Raw genomic sequence first — 15056 nt, forward strand, 5'->3', positions numbered from 1 at the left:
TAATCACGCCATAATATTACTAAACTCTTTCCGATACTGCGACGGACTTTTCTGCGTATGTTCCTTAAAAGTTTTGTTGAAATAACTGAAGTTGTTGAAGCCACTTTCAAAACAGATTTCTGTAATGCTCATCGGCTGTTCTGCCAAAAGTTTTAATGAGTGCGTGATGCGATATTCATTCACAAATTGCGTGAAAGTTTTGTTGGTAATCTTTTTAAAATATCTACAAAACGAAGGAACCGTCATCGTCGCCAAACCTGAAACTTCTTCCAAACTGATCTGGTTTTTAAAATTATCTTTCACGTGGTTGAAGATCAGATTGATTCTGTCGTTATCTTCTTTTTGTGTCTGCAAATAGTACTTTCCTGCATTCAGGATTTTGAAATCGTTGGTGTGAGCGAGTTCGTCCAAAATATCAATCAGTTTTACCAATTTGTCCAAAGATGAGGATTTTACCAACGCATCCATTTTGCTTGCCATTGCTCTCTTTATCTTTTCGCCAAAGACAATTCCGCTTTTTGCAGTTTCCAGCATTTGGAAAATCCGGTTCATTTCTGGCGCGTTCCAAAATTCGGATCCCAGAAAATCTTGTGAAAATTGGATGACAATCTCGTACTCGTTTTTCGTGTTTTCATTCGTCATTCCGCAATGTGGCAAGTTACTGCCAATCAGAATCAAATCGCCTTCTGTGAAGTAGGAAATATTACTTCCAATCTGTCTTTTTCCCGATCCGCCACAGACAAAAATCAGTTCAATCTCGGGATGATAATGCCAAACGTGCGATTTTATATTTTCGTTTTTTGAGAAATGAAGACACGTGAAACTACTGCCAATATTGGGTTTTATCGATTCGAAAGCTGGATTGAAATGTTTCATTAGAAATAACTTGATACAAAAGTACGAAAAGAAAATTATATGTTCAATATTGTCTGTCATTGATTAGTTAACATTTAGTTTATGTTAATATAGAACATATTTGTGAAAATCGCATTGTATCAATGATTCAAGATCCGACATAAATTTGCAGTATTAATAATCAAATAAAAAAATACTGTTATGAACAAATTAATGAAATTAAGTTTACTTGCTGGATTAATGTTTTTTTCTGCAAGCTTAATGGGAAGAGATAAGGATTTTTCGGTTTCGATAGGAGAGGTAAAACAAAAGACCATTCGTTTCGGAGTTTCCAATGCAAAAAATGTATCGCTTTATATATACAACGGAGACAGAGGTGAAGTTTTTTCTGATAAGATCATCAATCTTGACAATGTCGAAAAGTCTTATAATATGAATGATATGGCTTCTGGAACTTACTATCTGGTTGCAGAGTCTGATTCTAAAATTGAAAAATACAAAATCACTGTGGACGAAAAACAGGTGGTGGTAGATCATTCGCCAATTTCTGCGATCACGAAACCAGAATATACGATCAACAAAAATATGGTGAAGTTGCAGATGGCAAACGTGATTGGAGACGTGAGAGTTTCTATCTATGACACAGAGAACAACACTTATTACAGCAAAAATAACCTCGCCAAAGATGGATTGGTAAATCTGACGTTTGATTTGAATCCTGCAAATGCGGAAACATATATCATCAGCGTGGAGAAAGACGGCGACAGTTTCAGTAGAATGATTACCTTGAAATAGGTTCTTAGGTTTATATATTATTTTCTAAAAGCTTCATTTTTTGAAGCTTTTTTTTGTTCTAAAAGTTGATGAAAAATAAAAAAGCCCAATTCACAATCGGGCTTTTCGTTTGGTTTAAAGCACTTCCTTAATGTGTTTATAATTGCTGGAAATCGTATCCGCAACTTCTTTGAAATTTCCATCCAGCATCATTTTCGTCATCGCGATTCCCATTCCTTTCATTTGATCCCAACCGATTTTAGGTGGCATTGCCAATGCATTTGGATCCGTGAAAATGTTTACCAAAACTGGACCTTTTGTTTCTAAAGCATCATCAATTGCTTCCTCTACTTTTTCCGGATCGCTAACATTGATTCCTTTGATTCCAAAAGCCTGAGCCAACAATCCGAAATCTGGATTGATCATATCGGTTTCATTGTCCGGAATGCCGTTTACTTCCATTTCCAGTTTTACCATTCCTAGAGATCTGTTGTTGAAAACGATGATCTTGATTGGAAGATTGTATTGTTTAATGGTTGCGATATCGCCCAACAACATAGAAAGTCCGCCGTCTCCGCAAAGTGCGATGACTTGTTTGCCTGGATTGGATAATTGTGCTCCGATGGCCATTGGCATCGCGTTCGCCATTGTTCCGTGATTGAAGGATCCTAATAATTTTCTCTCGCCAGTTGCATTGATGTATCTTGCACCCCAAACACAACACATTCCTGTATCGACCGTGAATATGGTGTCTTGATTAGCTTTAATGTTTAAAGTTTCTGCAACAAATTCTGGAGAGATGTGATTTTCTTTTCCTTTGTCTTCAACGTAGGATTGTAGATTATTTTTTACTTTTTCATAAAACTCTAATTGTCTATCTAGAAATTCTCTGTTGTCATTGATTTTGATTAATGGTAAAAGACTTACTAATGAATCTTTGATTTTTCCTGCAAATCCTCTCGTCAATTGCGCACGTCTTCCTAAACGTTCCGGCTTGTCATCGATTTGAATGATGACTTTATCAACAGGCATAAATTTCACATAAGGAAAATCTGTCCCAAGCAATAAAATAACATCAGCCTCGTGCATCGCTTTGAAAGCGGAAGGCAAACCCAGAAGTCCAGTCATTCCCACTTCGTAAGGATTATCATACTGGATTCCCATTTTTCCACGGAACGAATATCCAATTGGTGCTTTCAGTTTTTCTGCTAAAGCAATTACTTCTGTATGAGCATCTGAAGCACCAATTCCACAATAGATTGCCACTTTTTTCCCCGAATTTAGATGGTCAGCAATCCAATCGGTTTCTTCTTCTGAAGGAATAATTCTAGGATTTGTTTTAAAGACTATATCTGAGCTGATATTTTTCACAGAATCGGCTTCAAAAAGATCTCCGGGCATTCCTAAAACTGCCACACCTTTTTGCGAAATTGCGTGTTGCAAAGCCGCCTGTAACATTCGCGGAGCCTGTTCAGGCGTTGTTGCAATTTGATTGTAAACAGAACAGTCATCAAACAATTTGATCGTATTCGTCTCCTGAAAATAAGAAGTCCCAAACTCTGAACTTTCACAAGTTGATGCGATGGCCAGAACGGGAACATTTGCACGATTAGCTTCGTAAAGCCCGTTGATCAGATGAACGTGACCTGGACCAGAACTTCCTGCACAAACCGCAAGACCTTCCAACTCAGCTTCTGCAGCGGCAGCAAAGGCTCCAACTTCCTCGTGTCTTACGTGGATCCATTTGATAGAACCTTCACGTTTGATGGCGTCATTTAAAAAATTAAGGCTGTCACCAGTGACAGCATACAAGCGTTTAACTCCCGTTTTAACTAGGATTTCGACAAATTGGTCAGCGATATTTTTAGACATAGTTTTATGAGTTTAATTAAAAATAAAAATTCACAAAAGATGTTCCAATCAACGATATCTACTTATAATTAAATGTTAATTAAATCAATGAAAATGTTTTGGGAAAGCCTCTCGTGGCGATTGTTTCAGAATGTTGAGAAGAAACCACGATTTCAGAAAACCGTAGCCGTAAGAAAACATTTGGATGTAAGTGGAAATCACCGCCATAGAACCTATGCTGATGTTCTTTGTCACAATCCAAGCGTGGATGAAAACCAAAAACGTGTAAAGCCCGTACAAAGCGAGAATCAGCCCATTTCCCCAAACGAAGTAATGGAAAATTCCAACAAAATAACCCAACAAAAAAATACTTGGAAACCAAAAAGTGGGCTTCACATATTTTGGATGTCGTTGGTTGAGAATAGGTCTAGCGCAACCGAATTGATACACTTGTTTTGAGAATTTTCCAAAGTCCGTTCTGCGTTTGTGGTAAACGCCAATATTGTCGTAAAACAAAGTCGTGTAGCCATTTTCCCAAAGCATCATTGACAAATCCGGATCTTCACCGATTCTCATTTCGGAAAATCCGCCAACTTGCAAAAATTTTTCCTTATTCACGCCCATATTGAAACTTCTGGGCTGAAATTTCGTCACCGCTTTTTTACTGCCACGGATTCCACCGGTTGTGAAAACTGAAGTCATCGAGTAGGAGATTGCCTTCTGCATCAAGTTGAAACCTCGGTGCGCTTTATCTGCTCCACCAAAAGCATCGCAAGGATTTTCGATGAGATTTTTCTTAATGTTTTCAATGTAATTTGTCTCAACGATCACATCGGAATCTACGAAAACCAACCAATCATTTTTCGCGCGTTTTGCCCCGTAATTTCTGGAAAGTCCAGGCCCGGAATTTTCTTTTCTGAAAAATTTGATGTCCAATTGTTCTTCGAATAATTCTACAGTTGGAAGAAGTGTGATCTTGGAACCATCATCCACGATTATCACTTCAAAATCTTTGTCGGTTTGATGGGACAAGGAATTGAGAAGCTCGAACAATTCGTCTTTTCGGTTGAAGATGGCTATGATGATGGAGATTGTCTTGTTCAAATTGTTAATCTTTAAAACCAAAAATTCCGATTGCTAAAAATATTAAACTTAGGGAAAACCAACTTACAATGTTTCTGATTTTTGACGTATTTATTTCTCTGTAATTATTTACATATTTTCGATATTCCCAAATACCTAAAATGAAAAATATTACTGATAAAATATAGAACACTTTATTCCGCTTCCTTATTCATATATTTCCCTTTCTTAGATCCATCATACATTTCATATTGCAGGAATCTTGTTTCCAATTTCCCATTGAACAATTTGATTTTTCTTGATGGTCTCAATCCAATTTTCTTCGGCGCGTCAAGATCTGCAGAGATCAGCCAAGCCAAAGTGTTTGGATAATGTTGTTTGAAAGTATCGCCGATCTTCTTGTAGAAATCATCATCATTAATAGAAATTCTCTCATCATAAGGCGGATTGAAAACCATCAACAACGGGAACAAATCTTTCTCAGATTCAAAGAAATCTTTGTTTCTAAGTGTAATGATATCTTCCATCTCGGCAGATTCTATGTTGATGTGCGCAATGTCAAGAGCTTCAGGATCAATATCATAACCCACGATTTTTCCTGTGAATTCTCTCACACGATTCAATCGTACTTCTTTGATGGTTTTGAATAATTCAGAATCGTAGTTTTTCCAGTTTTGGAAACCGAAATATCTTCTGAAAGTCTGCGCTGGCAAATCCATCGCAATCATCGCTGCTTCTATCAACAATGTTCCGGAACCACACATCGGGTCTAGGAAATTTCCCTTTCCGTCCCAACCTGCCAATTGCAACATTCCCGAAGCCAAAACTTCGTTGATCGGTGCAACAGTTTGCTCCTTTCTGTAACCACGTTTGAAAAGCGGATCGCCGGAACTATCAATGGAAATCGTTACCAATTCTCTATCGATGTGAAGATGGAATTTGATATCCGGATTGTCCTTGTTCACGCTAGGTCTCATCTTATGTTTGTCCTGAAAATAATCCACGATGGCGTCTTTCATTTTCAAAGTCATAAACTGAGAATGGTGAAATCTCTCAGAATTTACAGTCGCGTCTATCGCAAAAGTCTGGTTTTTGTCCAAGAACTCGTCCCATTCAAACTTGAAAAGCTTATCGTAATATTTACTTTCATTGTAAGCCTTGAATTCCATAATCGGAATGATGATCTTAACGGCAGTTCTGCAAGAATAATTGAGTTTGTAAAGGAATCCTAAATCGCCTTCGCAAGTGACTGCACGATTTTTGACTTCCACATTTTTACCTCCCAATTTCTTGATTTCTTCTGCCAAAATCTGTTCTAATCCGAAAAAAGTCTTGACCTGTATCTGTAGATTTTCTATATCCATTCTGCAAAATTAATGAATGATAATCGATAAATGATAAATGATTTGAAAAATCTATCATCTATATTCTATTTGTCTCACGTCTATTTTCACTATTTTTGCAAAATGCAATGGTTCGAAGAATGGTTTGATACACCATATTATCATATTTTATACAACAACAGAGATTACAACGAGGCCGAAAACTTTCTGAATGTTTTAACCGATTTTCTAAAACTTGAGGAAAATTCTAAAATAATTGATTTAGCTTGTGGAAAAGGCAGACATTCTGTTTATCTCAATAAGTTGGGTTACGATGTTTTAGGATTGGACTTGTCTGAGCAAAGTATCAGTTTTGATAAGCAATTTGAAACCGAAACCTTGAAGTTTCAAGTTCACGATATGAGAAATCCAATCGAAAGCGAGCCTGTAGATGCAGTTTTCAATTTGTTTACGAGTTTTGGATATTTTGAAACGGAAGCCGAAGATAGAAGTGTTTTCAAATCTGTTTCGGATGTTTTGAAGGACGAAGGTTATTTTGTTTTAGACTTTTTGAATTCTGAATTTGTAAAAAATGTAATTGTTCCACAAAGTTCTGTTGAGAAAGAAAATATTCTTTTCAATGTCAAAAAACATATTGAAAACGAATACATTGTAAAAGAAATCGATTTTGAAGACAAAGGCAAAAAGTTTCATTTTTTCGAAAGAGTAAAACTGACGTCCGCTGAAAAGATCCAACAATATGCGCAAGAATTCGGTTTTGAGTTGGTGAAAAGATGGGGTGATTATCAACTAAATGATTTTGATGAATCGACTTCGCCTCGCTGTATTAATCTTTTTAAGAAGAAATAGAATTCATTAATGATTTCAAATATTTTATTTTTAATTCTGACATTATTCTCAGTTATTTCGGGAATCAGCTTTGGATATTTTGATAGTCATACACCGCCACCACAATTTGTAATTTCAAGTTTGTTATTGATTTTGGGGTTTGTTTTAATTTTTTTTAAAAGGAAACTTTTTAAAAATATATTGAATTATAAAATTCATCTTACACTTTTAATTGTAAATCTCATCATAGTTCTAATCTGTTTATTAGTGCCATTTATTTAAAATGATTATAATTTTACTACTCATATTGAGCGTCTTGATCGGTGTTTTTCTTGGAAAATACTTCGGAAGCAAACAGCAATTCGCTAAAAATCTCTTGATTCTGAGTGCCGGTTTCCTGATTACGATTTGCCTCAACGAGGTTTTTCCCGAGGTTTATCAATTAGGCGGACATCAAATTGGAATTTTCGTGATTCTGGGTGTTTTGATTCAAATGCTGTTGGAAAATCTGACCAAGGGTTTTGAACACGGTCATCTCCATCACCATTCAGATGACCATTCTATTCTTCCAGTGGCGCTGATTGCGGGCTTGTTCGTTCACGCTTTTATCGAGGGAATTCCTTTGTCACACGAGAAAGAGACTTTGTCGCCTTATCTTTTGGGGATTCTTTTTCATAATATTCCAATTTCTTTTGTGTTGGGAAGTTTCCTGGCGCACAGCAAAAATTTTTCTACCAAATTTTGGGTCATTGTTTCCGTTTTCGCATTAGCTTCACCTTTGGGAATGTTGCTTGGAAGATACTTTGACGAGGATTTGAAAGTTTATTTCTTGGCCGTTGTTGGCGGGATTTTCCTTCATATTTCGTCAGTTATTATTTTTGAAAGCAACAAGAATCACAAAATGGATTGGCAAAAGATCGTGCTTGTGATTGTCGGGATTGCCTTGGCGTTGACTGGCCATCTTTTTCATCACCATTAAAAAAAGATTTTATTTTCTGATGGGAAAATCTTATTTTTACTCAAATTAATTGGATGGGATTTTTAGACCAAATATTCGGAAAGAAAGAAGAGCAGGATCAGAGCAATAGTCTTTGGAAAAAGATTGAAATTGAGAGAGATCTAGATTTGGCTGTTGAGAAATCATTTCAGCATAAGGTTTTGATTTTCAAGCATTCCACGCGTTGTTTCATTAGCAAAACTGTTTTGAAGTCGTTTGAAAAGCAGATGCAAGATTCGGATAAAGATCAATCATATTATTTCTTGGATTTGATAGCGCATCGTGATATTTCAAATGAGATCGAAAGCCGTTTTGATGTCACACACCAAAGTCCGCAACTCATCGCTTTGGAAAATGGAAAAGCGTTCTACAACGCGTCGCACCAAAATATTGATTTGGACAAAGTCTAGTTCAGAATCAATTGTACCAAAATTAAAAAACACACAAAAACAATAAATGGTATATCAAAATTTTCGCAATCATCTTTCCAAGATCTTAGGCGTCCCTATTAGTAGTTTAGAAGTTTGCGCATCGTTCTACGAAGTAAAAGAAGTGAAGAAAAACGAAATCATCCTAAGAGAGGGCGAGATTTCTGATTCTACTTTTTTTGTGGAAAAAGGCTTGCTCAGAATGTATTCCATCGACAAAGCTGGGAAAGAGCACGTGATTCAATTTGCGCCAGAAAACTGGATTATTTCCGACACAACAAGCCAGTTGCTGAATGAAAAATCGAGGTTCTACATTGAAGCTATCGAGGAAAGTACTGTCATCATTACGAAAGAAGGCTTTTTCGAAAATCTGTCCAAAGTTTATCCTGATGTTGCAGAGAAGAACCAGCGATTGATGTTCAATCATATCAAAAATCTGCAGAATAGAGTCAATGCTTTGATCAGCACAACTGCTGAAGAACGTTATATGGATTTCCTTAAAAAATATCCCAATCTAATGTTGAGAGCGCCACAATGGATGGTTGCTTCGTATCTTGGAATCACGCCCGAAAGTTTGAGCAGAGTTAGAAAAGAATTGGCAAAGAAGAAATTTGAGATTTAAACTTTTAAATGCGAAATTTCCTATTCCTAATTTTATTTTCAGTTCAAATATTTGGACAAACACAACTTTCCGAGAAGCTTTCTAACAAAACATTTTCTGCAAAAGTCATCGGAATAATGGATGGTGACACGATGGAAATTCTTTACAATAATGTTCCCACAAAAATCCGTTTGGCTCACATCGATTGCCCGGAGAAAAGAGGAAAGCAACCTTTTGGGAATAATGCTAAAATCGCTTTGTCTGATCTTTGTTTCGGCAGAATTGTTATAGTTAAAGGCGAGAAATACGACCGCTATAAAAGATTGATCGCGGTTGTCATCAATGATAAAAAGCAGAATGTCAATCAGGAAATGATAAAGCAAGGAATGGCTTGGCATTTTACAAAATATTCCAAAGATCCGGTTTATGCAAAACTGGAAATTGAAGCCCGAAAAAATGGAGTAGGACTTTGGCAAGATAAAAATCCGGTCGCGCCCTGGCTTTGGAGAGAAAAAAAGAAAAAATGAACTACGAAATTTTAAAAGCAAAAACCACAGATATCCCTGAATTGTCTCAAATGATGAAGGATTTCTACGCAATTGATCTTTATCGTTTTGATGAAAAATTGACGACTGAAAATTTTCAGAAATTTATTAATGAAGAAAAATATGGCGATTGTTTTAAAATTCTTTTTGAAGGTCAAATTGCGGGCTACATTATTCTTGTAAAATATTTCAGTTTTGAGTTTGGTGGTGAGATTTTGTTTTTGGATGAGTTGTTCATTAAGCCAGAATTTCAGGGAAAATCATTAGGCAAAAGAGCGCTGGAATTTGTGAAAGATTATTCGGTTGAGAATAGCTTTAAAGTCGTGCTTTTAGAAATCGAAAACCATAATGACAAAGCGAAAAAACTCTATGAACATTATGGTTTTCAAAATCATAAAAGGAGCTTGATGATCCTAAAGAATTAAAATTTATAATCGTCAGTTTTGCAATACCAATTTGGGTCACAACCAGTAATTTCACAACCTTCAAAATAATATTTATTTTTATTTTCTTTCATAAATTTCGTAGTTGTTAAACCGTAAAATATTGATAATACTTTTTTATCTGTTTTACAGATTGGACAGATAGAAACTTTGTTTTCTCTGTACTTACAGTTGATAGTGTCGATTGTGCCTTTCTTTTGAGAAAAAGCATTAAAAGAGAACGTGATTAAAATTGAAACAAAGACTTTTTTCATTTTTAAGTTACATGCTTAAAAGTTAATTCCTAATTTCATTAATTCTTGTCCTAAATCAGTTTCTAGTTTGATATAAATAGTTTCAAAACCTAGATTTTTAGCAGTTGCAATATTTTTTGCATTGTCATCTATGAAAACAGATTGCTCAGCTTTCAAATCATAACGGTTCAATAAAACCTTAAAAATCTCTTTATCAGGTTTTATTAATTTTTCTGTTCCAGAAACCACAATCTTTCCTTTGAATACTTTGAAGAAATCATAATTTTCCAAAGCGAACGGAAATGTTTCCTCTGACCAGTTCGTTAACCCATAAAGATGGAATTTTCCTTCCAATTGTTTTAAAACTTCGACATTTTTGGGAATGTCGCTTCTCAGCATTGTGGTCCAATTGTCATAATACGCTCGGATCTCTTTTTCCCAATCCGGATGTTGTTTGACAAGGATTTCTGTTCCTTCTTTTAAAGTTCGTCCACGGTCTTGCTCGATATTCCATTCGTCAATCGCTATGTTTTTCAGGAAAAATTCCATTTTCTCATCGTCATTGAAATAAGTTTTGAAAAAATACCTCGGATCCCAATCCATTACCACACCTCCGAAATCGAAGATTATATTTTTGATTTTCATTTTTAACTATTAAATTCATTAACAACTTGATTCACTTTTTCTAAATAAATTTTCTTCTGCTCATCCGTCGCAAAAGAGTAGTTGAAAGAATTTTTCACCAATGTTATAATTTCTTCTTTAGAAAGATCTACGGCTTCCTGAACAGCTACGAAATTTGCATTCATATATCCACCAAAATATGCAGGGTCATCAGAGTTTACAGTTGCTTTGATACCTTTATCCAAAAGCTTTTTCAAAGGATGATTGGTCATTACATCTGTATTTCTCAATTCAAGATTGGAAAGCGGACAAACGGTCAATGCCAAATCTTTTTTAACAATTTCATTAACCAGATTTTCATCTTCCAAACATCGGTTTCCGTGATCGATCCTTGCAACTTTCAAAACGTCTATGGCTTCCCAAATATATTCAGTAGGACCTTCTTCGCCGGCGTGAGCAACGGGAATGTAGCCTTCTTTCACAGACGCTTCAAACACATTTTTGAATTTGCTTGGCGGATTTCCCATTTCAGAAGAATCCAATCCTACAGCTGTGATGAGATCTTTGTAAGGAAGCGATTGCTTCAAAGTTTCAAACGCCGATTCCTCGGACAAATGTCGCAAGTAACTCATGATGAATAATGAATTAATTCCCCATTTTTCCTTGGCGTCGATTCTTGCTTTTTGCAAACCGTTGATCACCGTTTCAAAAGCGATTCCACGTTCTGTATGCGTCTGTGGATCGAACATTATTTCGGTGTGAATCACATTATTCTCGTAGCATTTTTGATAATAGGCCATCGCCAGATCATAGAAATCTTGCTCGTGGATCAGAACGCCAGCTCCAGCGTAATAAATATCAAGAAAATCCTGAAGACAAGAGAATTGATAGGCTTTCTTGACATCGTCGATGGTTTTGTAAGGAATCTCGATCTGGTTTCTTTGGGCAATTTCAAACATCAGTTCTGGTTCGAAACTTCCTTCGATATGCAAATGCAATTCAGCTTTTGGAAGTGCTTTGATAAAATCCTTCATAGTTTTTGATTTATTCAAATTTAATAAAAAAGGCTTTAGAAATGATTCTAAAGCCTCGATATCATATAAAAGTTAACTTTTATTTATCAATAGATCCCATTACTTTTTGAGCAAATGAGTTGAGCGCATCTTTTTCGCTCATTCCATTGTTGACGTTTGCGTGAACTTCAAGCGCACCGCAAATGTTGGTGATCAGTTCTCCCGCAACGTTCAGATCTTCTTCAGAAACATTTCGGAATTCTGAAAAACTTTCCAAAACTTCCAAAGTAGCTTCCAGATTTTCTGGCGTTTGGTTTTGATAGAACTGTCTTATGATGGGTAATTTCATTATTTTAGAATAATTTTAAATTTAATACTGAAAATTTTAACGCAAAGTCCGCAAAGATTTTTTTTTGAACTTATTGAAAATATTTTTAAGGTTCGCAAAGGTACTTCGACAGACTCAGTATAAACTTCAAACTCAGCAAAGCTTACAAAGGTTTTCAGCTACTAATTTTTAATCTCTGAAAATAATGTAGTCAAGCTATCCGCTTTGTTGGTTTGAACCTGGCTTTTCAAAGCGCCACCTTCGAAAACTGCAAACGTTGGCAAATTGTCAACTGTCGCCAATTTTCTGCTTTCTGGCAATTTCTCTGCATCTACGTAATAGAAAGGAATTTCGTCATTTTCTGAAGCCAATTTTTTGAATTTCGGTTTCATAATTCTGCAGTTTCCACACCACGTTGCACCATACTGAACCATCACTTTATCATTCTCACTCACAATTTGTTGCAAGTTGTCTTCTGTAAGTTCTATGTACATAATTTTATAAATTTAGGAATGTAGCAGTTTAATAATTTATCATTAATTAATATATGTTAAACTGTTACATTTTTACATTGTTATATTAATTCTTGCTGAAGTATTCTGCAACGCCAGTTCTGTTGGCATTCATTGCTTCTTTACCTTCTTCCCAGTTTGCAGGACAAACTTCACCGTGTTTTTGAACGTGAGCATAAGCATCGATCAAACGAAGATATTCTTTCACGTTTCTTCCAAGTGGCATATCGTTTACAGACTCGTGGAATACTTTTCCAGTTTCGTCGATCAGATAAGTAGCTCTGTAAGTTACGTTAGAACCTGTGTAAACTTCGTTTCCTTCTTCATCGTAATCCAAATCCTGATCTACGATTCCAAGGATGTTTGCCAATTGTCTGTGTGTGTCAGCTAGGATCGGGTAAGTTACACCTTCGATTCCGCCGTTGTCTTTTGGTGTATTCAACCAAGCGAAATGAACTTCATTGGTGTCGCAAGATGCACCAATTACAACTGTATTTCTTTTTTGAAATTCTGGTAAAGCTTCCTGGAAAGCGTGCAATTCAGTCGGGCAAACAAAAGTGAAATCTTTTGGATACCAGAACAAAATTACTTTCTGTGCATTGTTTACAGCTTCTTCAAAAACATTGATCTTAAGATCGTCACCCATTTCGCTCATTGCATCGATTGCTACATTTGGGAATAATTTACCTACTAATGACATAATATTTAAGTTTAAATTGTTGTTGAAATTTGATAGTGCGAAATTACAAAGATTTTGTGAATTGAATATTAAATATCGATTTATAAAATCTATCAATATGAAAGTCTGGAAACTAACGGTGTTATCTAAGAAAAGATGGACTTAAATTACTTTCATTAATTGATTGATAAATAATAAAGTTTCAAATATGATTCAAATTTCAAACAATTAATTAACTTTTTGAATGCGTTAAGTCAGGATTTTGACGATTTTGCAAATAAAAAAACACCACATTAAAGTGATGTTTGATTTTATATAATGTTTTCGAGAACCTCAGACTGACAATTTAAAACTTCTCTACACAATCTTTAATTCTTTTCATAGCTTCTCTCAAATCTTCTTCCGAAGCGGCGTAGGAAAAACGGATGCATTCCGGACTTCCAAAACTTACACCTCCAACGCAACCAACGTGCGCATTTTCCAATAGGAACATTGCGAAGTCGTCTGCATCTTTGATCTCAGTTCCATTCAGGTTTTTTCCGATGAAATAGGAAATGTCCGGGAAAAAATAGAACGCGCTTTTTGGAAGATTGCATTTGAAACCTCGGATGTCTTTCATCAATTCAAAAACCAAATCACGTCTTTTGTGAAACTCGGTAATCATATATTGCAATTCCGAAGGATCCATTTGCATTGCAGTGATAGAAGCTCTTTGGGCAACCGTATTTGCTCCACTTGTCATTTGACCTTGAACTTTGTCACAAGCGCTTGCCAACCATTCCGGACAAGCAGAATATCCGATTCTCCAGCCTGTCATTGCAAAAGCTTTGCTCATTCCGTTGATCACAGCCGTTTGTTCATAGACTTGTGGGAAACTTGCGATAGAAACGTGTTCTCCTTCGTAATTGATAAATTCGTAGATCTCGTCTGAGATGATTGTTACGTGAGGATATTTTGCGACAACATTCGCGATCGCTTCCAATTCTTCTCTTGTATAGTAACTTCCGGAAGGATTGCAAGGCGAGCTGTATAACAACGCTTTTGTTTGAGGCGTAATTGCTTTTTCGAGTTGTTCAGCTGTAAATTTGAATTCTGTATCAATAGATGTTTCGATGAAAACAGACTTTCCACCAACCAATTTTACCATTTCGTCATAACTTACCCAATATGGAGCAGGAAGAATCACTTCGTCGCCATCATTTACTATAGCCAATAGAACATTCATAATAGATTGTTTCGCGCCAGTAGCAACACATATCTGCGATGGTTTATAATCCAAATCGTTATCTCTCTTTAGTTTTGCGGCAATGGCTTGTCTAAGTTCCAAAAATCCGGGAACAGGCGAGTAGTGGCTATAATTTTCATTGATGGCATCAAAAGCGGCTTGTTTGATTTTTTGAGGAACATCGAAATCTGGTTCTCCCAAAGTCAAACTTATCACATCGATTCCAGCGGCCTTCATATCACGCGCTTTGTTGCTCATCACAAAAGTCTGAGAATAGCTCAGTCTGTTCAATCTATCAGAAATTTTACTCATAAATACTCTTTTTTTAATATATCAGATCAATTTTCACAAATATAATTTTTTTAATATAAAATGAGGGCGACTTTCGTGAATTATTTCATCAGGTAATTACTGATTTTACAAAAAAAATGTTTCTGATTGTTATGAATCAATTTTGAAATACTATTAATATATTTTGAATTCTTAAGAGTTCTTAGGCTGTCGACTTTTGTTTTACAGTTCGATAAATTCTAATATTAATATAATTAAACGAATGTTTATATTAAATATTCCTGTGTTTGGTGGCGATTAATAAAAAAAATACGTTAAAATGTATTTTGTGTAATAATAATTAATTATTTTTGGGCAGAAAAAATTTATTGCTGTGAGAATTTAGGATAACCTAAATTTAAAT

Annotated in this window: 18 protein-coding genes; 7 read left to right on the top strand and 11 right to left on the bottom strand. The window is 35.6% G+C overall.

What is annotated here, in order from left to right:
• Positions 1–3: 3 nt before the first annotated feature.
• Positions 4–876 (bottom strand): AraC family transcriptional regulator, encoded by an 873-nt coding sequence (locus IO90_RS14280; RefSeq protein WP_034967929.1) that lies wholly within the window; start codon positions 874–876, stop codon positions 4–6.
• Positions 877–1056: 180 nt separating this feature from the next.
• Between IO90_RS14280 and IO90_RS14285 the strand changes: the two genes are divergently transcribed.
• On the top strand, positions 1057–1650 hold the full coding sequence (locus IO90_RS14285) for a DUF3244 domain-containing protein (RefSeq protein WP_034967932.1): 594 nt from the start codon (positions 1057–1059) through the stop codon (positions 1648–1650).
• Between the two features lie 114 nt (positions 1651–1764).
• Here IO90_RS14285 and IO90_RS14290 read toward each other — a convergent pair whose 3' ends face one another.
• The 3 genes from IO90_RS14290 to IO90_RS14300 form a co-directional block, all read right to left on the bottom strand.
• Positions 1765–3501 carry a thiamine pyrophosphate-dependent enzyme gene (locus IO90_RS14290; RefSeq protein ID WP_034967934.1) on the bottom strand — a complete coding sequence of 579 codons (1737 nt, stop codon included), beginning with the start codon at positions 3499–3501 and terminating at the stop codon, positions 1765–1767.
• Between the two features lie 84 nt (positions 3502–3585).
• Complete coding sequence (locus IO90_RS14295) at positions 3586–4584, bottom strand: glycosyltransferase (protein ID WP_034969283.1); 999 nt, start codon at positions 4582–4584, stop codon at positions 3586–3588.
• A 173-nt stretch (positions 4585–4757) separates the two neighbouring features.
• Complete coding sequence (locus tag IO90_RS14300) at positions 4758–5927, bottom strand: class I SAM-dependent RNA methyltransferase (protein WP_034967937.1); 1170 nt, start codon at positions 5925–5927, stop codon at positions 4758–4760.
• A gap of 102 nt (positions 5928–6029) precedes the next feature.
• Between IO90_RS14300 and IO90_RS14305 the strand changes: the two genes are divergently transcribed.
• From IO90_RS14305 to IO90_RS14330, 6 genes are all read left to right on the top strand, one after another.
• A complete protein-coding gene (locus tag IO90_RS14305) occupies positions 6030–6755 on the top strand; it encodes a class I SAM-dependent methyltransferase (protein ID WP_034967941.1) in 726 nt (241 codons plus the stop codon).
• A 265-nt stretch (positions 6756–7020) separates the two neighbouring features.
• Positions 7021–7713 carry a ZIP family metal transporter gene (locus IO90_RS14310; RefSeq protein ID WP_034969288.1) on the top strand — a complete coding sequence of 231 codons (693 nt, stop codon included), beginning with the start codon at positions 7021–7023 and terminating at the stop codon, positions 7711–7713.
• A gap of 53 nt (positions 7714–7766) precedes the next feature.
• On the top strand, positions 7767–8141 hold the full coding sequence (ytxJ, locus tag IO90_RS14315) for a bacillithiol system redox-active protein YtxJ (protein WP_034967944.1): 375 nt from the start codon (positions 7767–7769) through the stop codon (positions 8139–8141).
• 46 nt (positions 8142–8187) lie between these two features.
• Positions 8188–8781 carry a Crp/Fnr family transcriptional regulator gene (locus IO90_RS14320; protein ID WP_034967947.1) on the top strand — a complete coding sequence of 198 codons (594 nt, stop codon included), beginning with the start codon at positions 8188–8190 and terminating at the stop codon, positions 8779–8781.
• Positions 8782–8789: 8 nt separating this feature from the next.
• Positions 8790–9287 carry a thermonuclease family protein gene (locus IO90_RS14325; RefSeq protein ID WP_034967950.1) on the top strand — a complete coding sequence of 166 codons (498 nt, stop codon included), beginning with the start codon at positions 8790–8792 and terminating at the stop codon, positions 9285–9287.
• Positions 9284–9730, top strand: coding sequence for a GNAT family N-acetyltransferase (locus tag IO90_RS14330; RefSeq protein WP_034969292.1), 447 nt, complete (start codon positions 9284–9286; stop codon positions 9728–9730). The genes IO90_RS14325 and IO90_RS14330 overlap by 4 nt, the downstream gene beginning before the upstream one ends.
• On the opposite strand, the gene IO90_RS14335 is transcribed toward IO90_RS14330, so the two are convergent.
• The 7 genes from IO90_RS14335 to IO90_RS14365 all read right to left on the bottom strand — a co-directional run bounded on the left by IO90_RS14335 (position 9727) and on the right by IO90_RS14365 (position 14674).
• A complete protein-coding gene (locus IO90_RS14335; protein WP_051878730.1) occupies positions 9727–10002 on the bottom strand; it encodes a hypothetical protein in 276 nt (91 codons plus the stop codon). The two genes, IO90_RS14330 and IO90_RS14335, sit on opposite strands and share 4 nt — an antisense overlap.
• A gap of 15 nt (positions 10003–10017) precedes the next feature.
• Positions 10018–10626, bottom strand: a complete 609-nt coding sequence (locus IO90_RS14340; protein ID WP_034967952.1) for an HAD family hydrolase — start codon at positions 10624–10626, stop codon at positions 10018–10020.
• Positions 10627–10628: 2 nt separating this feature from the next.
• Positions 10629–11639, bottom strand: coding sequence for an adenosine deaminase (locus IO90_RS14345; protein WP_034967955.1), 1011 nt, complete (start codon positions 11637–11639; stop codon positions 10629–10631).
• Positions 11640–11718: 79 nt separating this feature from the next.
• Positions 11719–11967 carry a DUF6952 family protein gene (locus IO90_RS14350; RefSeq protein ID WP_034967957.1) on the bottom strand — a complete coding sequence of 83 codons (249 nt, stop codon included), beginning with the start codon at positions 11965–11967 and terminating at the stop codon, positions 11719–11721.
• Between the two features lie 161 nt (positions 11968–12128).
• Positions 12129–12440 carry a thioredoxin family protein gene (locus tag IO90_RS14355; protein ID WP_034967960.1) on the bottom strand — a complete coding sequence of 104 codons (312 nt, stop codon included), beginning with the start codon at positions 12438–12440 and terminating at the stop codon, positions 12129–12131.
• A gap of 85 nt (positions 12441–12525) precedes the next feature.
• Positions 12526–13158, bottom strand: coding sequence for a peroxiredoxin (locus IO90_RS14360; RefSeq protein ID WP_034967963.1), 633 nt, complete (start codon positions 13156–13158; stop codon positions 12526–12528).
• 325 nt (positions 13159–13483) lie between these two features.
• A complete protein-coding gene (locus IO90_RS14365; RefSeq protein WP_034967966.1) occupies positions 13484–14674 on the bottom strand; it encodes a pyridoxal phosphate-dependent aminotransferase in 1191 nt (396 codons plus the stop codon).
• Positions 14675–15056 lie beyond the last annotated feature (382 nt).

This window comes from Chryseobacterium sp. FH1 (genome assembly GCF_000735135.1).
Lineage (GTDB): Bacteria > Bacteroidota > Bacteroidia > Flavobacteriales > Weeksellaceae > Epilithonimonas.

What these genes read in the sequence shown, in the direction of transcription:
- IO90_RS14355 (WP_034967960.1), bottom strand. Translation starts at nt 12,440, where the DNA reads ATGTACATAGAACTTACAGAAGACAACTTGCAACAAATTGTGAGTGAG.
- IO90_RS14300 (WP_034967937.1), bottom strand. Translation starts at nt 5,927, where the DNA reads ATGGATATAGAAAATCTACAGATACAGGTCAAGACTTTTTTCGGATTA.
- IO90_RS14325 (WP_034967950.1), top strand. Translation starts at nt 8,790, where the DNA reads ATGCGAAATTTCCTATTCCTAATTTTATTTTCAGTTCAAATATTTGGA.
- IO90_RS14305 (WP_034967941.1), top strand. Translation starts at nt 6,030, where the DNA reads ATGCAATGGTTCGAAGAATGGTTTGATACACCATATTATCATATTTTA.
- IO90_RS14340 (WP_034967952.1), bottom strand. Translation starts at nt 10,626, where the DNA reads ATGAAAATCAAAAATATAATCTTCGATTTCGGAGGTGTGGTAATGGAT.
- IO90_RS14360 (WP_034967963.1), bottom strand. Translation starts at nt 13,158, where the DNA reads ATGTCATTAGTAGGTAAATTATTCCCAAATGTAGCAATCGATGCAATG.
- IO90_RS14335 (WP_051878730.1), bottom strand. Translation starts at nt 10,002, where the DNA reads ATGAAAAAAGTCTTTGTTTCAATTTTAATCACGTTCTCTTTTAATGCT.
- ytxJ (WP_034967944.1), top strand. Translation starts at nt 7,767, where the DNA reads ATGGGATTTTTAGACCAAATATTCGGAAAGAAAGAAGAGCAGGATCAG.
- IO90_RS14280 (WP_034967929.1), bottom strand. Translation starts at nt 876, where the DNA reads ATGAAACATTTCAATCCAGCTTTCGAATCGATAAAACCCAATATTGGC.
- IO90_RS14365 (WP_034967966.1), bottom strand. Translation starts at nt 14,674, where the DNA reads ATGAGTAAAATTTCTGATAGATTGAACAGACTGAGCTATTCTCAGACT.
- IO90_RS14345 (WP_034967955.1), bottom strand. Translation starts at nt 11,639, where the DNA reads ATGAAGGATTTTATCAAAGCACTTCCAAAAGCTGAATTGCATTTGCAT.
- IO90_RS14330 (WP_034969292.1), top strand. Translation starts at nt 9,284, where the DNA reads ATGAACTACGAAATTTTAAAAGCAAAAACCACAGATATCCCTGAATTG.
- IO90_RS14320 (WP_034967947.1), top strand. Translation starts at nt 8,188, where the DNA reads ATGGTATATCAAAATTTTCGCAATCATCTTTCCAAGATCTTAGGCGTC.
- IO90_RS14350 (WP_034967957.1), bottom strand. Translation starts at nt 11,967, where the DNA reads ATGAAATTACCCATCATAAGACAGTTCTATCAAAACCAAACGCCAGAA.
- IO90_RS14290 (WP_034967934.1), bottom strand. Translation starts at nt 3,501, where the DNA reads ATGTCTAAAAATATCGCTGACCAATTTGTCGAAATCCTAGTTAAAACG.
- IO90_RS14285 (WP_034967932.1), top strand. Translation starts at nt 1,057, where the DNA reads ATGAACAAATTAATGAAATTAAGTTTACTTGCTGGATTAATGTTTTTT.